Consider the following 4,907-nt stretch of genomic DNA (forward strand, 5'->3'; position numbering starts at 1 on the left):
ATTGCTAATTTTTACATCAACACCCGAAAAACCTTTATGAAACCTTTTTACCCAAATACGTTGAAATAACAATGGAGGATATAAGCACAATGCCCATTTAAGGGTTTTTTCTGAAACTATCATGATGTTTAAATATCAGCAATAGAATTGAGGTTTAAAAATTTTAACTAAGCTGTTGGCAACAAAATTATCACAAAACGAACTATCGAACTAAATTTTACGTAGGTTTCACATTGTTAATGTATTTTTGAAAACTATTAATAAAACTATACTGCTTTGATAAAGATTACCCAACTGAAAACCTTTTCTTTTTTTATGATCTTCTTAGTTGCCTTTTGTCCTTTTGTTAATGCTCAGAAAAACTTTAGCGTTAGTGGAGTGGTAAAAAATGGAACTACTGGAGAAACGTTGATTGGAGCCAGCATAAAAATAATTGAGCTTCCGCAACTTGGAGCTGCTACAAATTCTTATGGATTTTATTCGATCAGTTTACCTGATGGAAATTATAATATGGAAGTATCCTATATCGGGTATACCACATTTACGAAAAAGATAACTGTTAAGGCTAATGCAAAAGTAGATTTCGAGTTAGTAGAATCGAATAATTTGAGTGAGGTAGTGATTACCAGTGTGAGAAGGAATGAAAATGTAATCAAGCCTCAAATGGGTATCGAAAAGCTTAATATCAAAGATATACAGCACATACCTGTTCTTTTTGGAGAAAAAGATATTTTAAAAACCTTGCAACTTTTGCCGGGTATTAAATCTGCAGGTGAAGGAAATAGCGGGTTTTATGTAAGAGGGGGTGCTACCGATCAGAACTTAATTTTACTAGATGAGGCGCCAGTATACAATGCCTCACATTTACTTGGTTTTTTCTCGACTTTTAATTCAGATGCCATCAAAGATGTGACTGTTTACAAAGGTGGAATGCCTGCTCAGTATGGCGGTAGGTTGTCGTCCGTTTTAGATATAAGAATGAATGACGGCAACAGGAAAGAGGCTACTTTTGAAGGTGGAATAGGCTTAATTTCGTCCCGATTAAAAGTTGAAGCCCCGTTTGTCAAAGACAAAAGCTCTTTCATGATAAGCGGAAGAAGAACCTATGCCGACTCATTTCTTGCTTTTGCACCTGACACCTCTATAAGACGAAGCATTTTGTATTTTTATGATTTAAATGCAAAAGCAAATTATCAAATAGATGAAAAGAACGTAATTTACCTCTCTGGCTATTTTGGGAGAGATAAATTAGGTTTACGAGATACTTTTGGGTTTAATTGGGGAAATGCTACCGGAACATTGAGATGGAATCATTTTTTTAGCAACAGGTTGTTTTCAAACACTTCATTGATCATGAGTAAGTATGATTATACGATAGAAAACTTGCAAAATGGGAATGAATTTGCAGTTAATTCAAGTATCAAAGATTTTAACCTTAAACAAGATTTTTCATTTGCGTTAAACGATAAACACGATTTAAAATTTGGGTTTGATGCAATTCATCATACCATTGCTCCAGGCCAACTTACATCGCCAAGTACCTCAAGTATCAATGCTATCAAAATTGAAAACAGAAGTGGTCTTGAGTTGGCGGCTTATATTTCTGATGAGGCTAAGGTGGGTGAGAAGATCAGATTGGTGTATGGACTAAGGTTATCTTCTTTTTCAGTATTAGGGGGAGGGACTTTTAGAACGTTTAGCAGCGACGGCGTTCAAACAAGTGCTAAATTCTACGGCGAAAATGAAGTAGTAAAAACCTACATTAACCTAGAACCTAGATTTGCAGCAAGCTTTCAGTTAGATGATTCGAAATCTGTAAAAGCTTCTTATACTAGGAATATTCAGAATTTACATTTAATGTCTAATTCTACCGCTACTTCTCCAACCGACTTGTATATTATGAATAGCCTTAATACAAAACCTGAGGTTGCTAATCAATTTTCATTGGGCTATTTTAATAATTTTAAAGAGAATAGTTATGAGTTTTCTGCGGAAGTATATTATAAACCAATGCTCAACCAAATTGAGTATAGAAATGGAACTGATTTGCGCGGAAATCAAAATGTAGAAGCCGATTTGATTTATGGGAAGGGTCGTGCATATGGCTTAGAATTATTCTTTAAAAAGAAATATGGCAAGTTTAATGGATGGATTGGTTATACACTTTCAAAGAGTGAGAGAAGGTTTGATCTGGTTAATGACGGAAATTGGTTTACAGCTCGGCAAGATCGACCTCATGACATCTCGGTTGTTGGAATTTACAAACCTGGTAAGCGTTGGGTTTTCTCTTCAACCTTTGTATATAGTACGGGTAGCGCAGTTACCTTTCCAATCGCAAAATATAATTTAGATGGAAGAACGATCTTTTACTATGGGGAGAGAAATGGCAATAGAACGGCCGATTTTCATCGTTTAGATTTATCTGCTACCTTGGAAGGGAAACCAAATCGCAAGTTTAAATCGAGTTGGAATTTTGGTATTTACAACGTATATAATCGAAATAATCCTTATTCAATAGACTTCAGAGATAATCCGGATAATAGAACGCAAACTCAAGCCGTACAGACCTCACTTTTTGGTATTATTCCTTCCGTTACTTGGAATTTTAAATTTTAACAAATGAAAAGACTTTATATTATAATTTTTGGATTCGCCATCATGCTTTCATCTTGTGAGAAAGTAATTGATCTAAATTTGGATAAGACTTCGCCTAAAATAGTGATTGAGTCCTTTTTAACAGATTTAAGTACGCGGCATACAGTATCCGTCTCGACTACAAGTGATTTTACTGCGAGCAATGCGAAAATACCTGTATCTAACGCAACTGTTGTCTTAACAACAGGTAGCGGACTAGTCATTAACTTTACTGAACAAAGCCCTGGTAACTATATTTCACCGCGTTATAGAGGCGTACCGGGTGAAAAATATACCCTTACGGTTACTTCAGATGGCAAATCTTATTCAGCAACTTCTGTGATGCCTTTGCCAGTACCAATTCAATCACTTGAGCAGATAGAAGTTAGTTTTTTTGGAGAAGCGAGAAAAGTTGTACAAGTAATCTACAAAGACCCGAAAGGTTTTGTTAATTTTTATAACATTAGAGTTTTTGTGAATAATATTAAACGTGGAGATTACTACTTAGAATCGGATAGATTTAACAATGGCAATGAGGTTAAAAATACGATTTACCTTGACGAACCTGATTTGGTTCCGGGAGATTTAGTTAGGGTGCAAATGCTAACAATTGATGAAAATGTGTATAAATTTTTATTCTCAATTACACAGATAAGTGGCAATGGCGGTCCACCTACCACACCGGCAAATCCAAATTCTAATTTTAACAATGGGGCTTTGGGCTTTTTTAGTGCTTCGACATCGTCGGAGGCAACCGTAACTATCAAATAATTTGCTGGAAGTATGGACGCAGTTATTATATGGATAACACTGGAGAGATAACTTAGCGTTCAACTGACATTTATCAGTAAGGGGGTCTAACAAAGTCTAAGCAAACTCTAAGGAAAGTCTAACAATACCCTAACTTGTTAGCCGTAATGGACGGTCTGTATATACCTTCAAATACCAGCAAAGTTTGATTAAAATTCGTAACTATTCAAAAAAAATGTAAATTGCTGTATGCACGTTTATGATACACTTACCGCCGCAGTAGCAGATTTAAACAATAGAGGTTATGAATATGATTTTAACCTAGCTCAAGATTGTATTGAGTGTAAATCATTAGACCTGCAATTAATGCCGGAAGAATTTGAAATCGATGAATTTTATCGTTTTGAGGGCATGACAGACCCGGCAGACAGCTCCGTTATTTATGCAATTTCTTCGCCCGTTGGCAACTTAAAAGGCGTAATCATCGATGCCTACGGAGCATACGCTGAGAATATTTCTGCAGAGTTGTTGGATAAACTTAAAATGCACCATGATCGCTAACTGGGCAATTTAAGCGTTCGACAGTCTTTTACTTTTTGCAAAAGCGTTTTCTTTTTTAGTTTCTATATTTTTTTGTAGTTTAATCGCTCCAAACTAAACGTATGAACGCCTCGAATAAAAAAAACGTTACCCTTATTATTATTGTTGCCGCATTAGGTTATTTTGTTGACATCTACGATCTTATTCTTTTCTCTGTTGTAAGGGTTAAAAGCTTAAAAGATTTAGGCGTTGCCGACGAGGACATGCTAAGCATTGGTGCCAATATTATCAATAGCCAGATGTTTGGGATGTTAATTGGTGGAATATTATGGGGAGTTTTGGGCGATAAAAAAGGGCGACTAAGTGTTCTTTTTGGCTCAATCATCGTTTATTCATTGGCCAATATTGCTAACGGTTTTGTAAGCTCGGTAACCGCTTATACCATTATTCGTTTTATTGCTGGAATAGGTTTAGCTGGCGAATTGGGAGCTGGTATTACCTTGGTTACAGAAACCATGAGTAAAGAAAATCGAGGATATGGCACTATGATTGTGGCAGGGGTTGGCCTATTTGGTGCAGTTGCTGCGGCACTAATTAGCGATCATTATACCTGGCAAACAAGTTATTTTATTGGCGGGGGAATGGGGTTATTACTCTTGTTTTTGAGAGTGGGACTTGCAGAATCCGGGTTGTTTAAGGAGGTAAAAGGAAGTACTATTCAGCGAGGAAATATTTTAATGCTTTTCAATAATGCTGATCGATTTAAGAAATATTTATCCTGCATTTTAATTGGTTTGCCACTTTGGTTTGTGGTGGGTGTACTCATCACGTTTTCACCAGAATTCGGGAAAGCCTTAAATGCAACAGGTATCATCAATGCTGGTAAAGGCGTAATGTACTGTTATATTGGAATTGCTGTTGGAGATATTGTAGCAGGCTTCTTGTGTCAGCCACTGCGTTCACGAAAAAAAGTAATGTTCATG

Annotated in this window: 4 protein-coding genes; all 4 read left to right on the plus strand. The window is 36.2% G+C overall.

From position 1 onward, the window contains the following. The first annotated feature begins 315 nt into the window (after window positions 1–315). Entirely contained in the window at window positions 316–2,616 is a 2,301-nt protein-coding gene (locus WC622_RS16385; RefSeq protein ID WP_372820771.1) for a carboxypeptidase-like regulatory domain-containing protein, read from the plus strand. Window positions 2,617–2,619: 3 nt separating this feature from the next. Then, window positions 2,620–3,405: a DUF4249 domain-containing protein gene (locus WC622_RS16390; RefSeq protein ID WP_372820768.1), complete on the plus strand. Its 786-nt coding sequence runs from the start codon at window positions 2,620–2,622 to the stop codon at window positions 3,403–3,405. Window positions 3,406–3,633: 228 nt separating this feature from the next. Then, window positions 3,634–3,945, plus strand: a complete 312-nt coding sequence (locus tag WC622_RS16395) for a phosphoribosylpyrophosphate synthetase (RefSeq protein ID WP_372820769.1) — start codon at window positions 3,634–3,636, stop codon at window positions 3,943–3,945. A 101-nt stretch (window positions 3,946–4,046) separates the two neighbouring features. Next, on the plus strand, window positions 4,047–4,907 hold an 861-nt coding region (locus WC622_RS16400), incomplete at its 3' end, for an MFS transporter (protein WP_372820770.1).

This window comes from Pedobacter sp., from assembly GCF_041662865.1.
Classification (GTDB): domain Bacteria; phylum Bacteroidota; class Bacteroidia; order Sphingobacteriales; family Sphingobacteriaceae; genus Pedobacter.

Bases quoted from the DNA above. Each gene is read 5' to 3' on its own strand.
- WC622_RS16395 (WP_372820769.1), top strand. From the start codon at position 3,634: ATGCACGTTTATGATACACTTACCGCCGCAGTAGCAGATTTAAACAAT.
- WC622_RS16390 (WP_372820768.1), top strand. From the start codon at position 2,620: ATGAAAAGACTTTATATTATAATTTTTGGATTCGCCATCATGCTTTCA.
- WC622_RS16385 (WP_372820771.1), top strand. From the start codon at position 316: ATGATCTTCTTAGTTGCCTTTTGTCCTTTTGTTAATGCTCAGAAAAAC.